The 316-nt window shown below is 47.8% G+C and carries 1 protein-coding gene; it reads left to right on the top strand.

Going from position 1 to position 316, the window contains the following annotated elements:
- Positions 1–316 (top strand): AraC family transcriptional regulator ligand-binding domain-containing protein (locus tag A3751_RS16280; RefSeq protein WP_197466420.1); only part of this gene is annotated, 316 nt, incomplete at both ends.

The raw sequence follows: 316 nt of genomic DNA, 5'->3' as shown, positions 1-316 counted from the left end.
CTTTAGAGGTTCAGGGTGATCACGTCTATCTCACCACTCAGATGAGGCAGCCCGAGCTCGATGCAGAGCACTTCTATATCGAGTATTGGCATGTCATCTGGCATCGCTTTGGCTGTTGGTATATCGATCAACCCATCAAGCTCGTCAGCGCCTACATTAATTACACACCCATTGATCCAATCGAGTTTTCACTATTGTTTCGCTGCCCGACCAATTTCAAAAGCCGCTTCAATCGGCTGGTGTTCCATCGTGACTATCTCGATATGCCGCTGGTCAAAACGCCAACGGATCTAAGCAATTTTTTAAGTAACGCGCC

The sequence above is a fragment of the Oleiphilus sp. HI0080 genome, assembly GCF_001635135.1.
The sequence above is the reverse complement of the archived record's forward strand: the minus strand, read 5'-3'. Positions and strand labels throughout refer to the sequence as shown.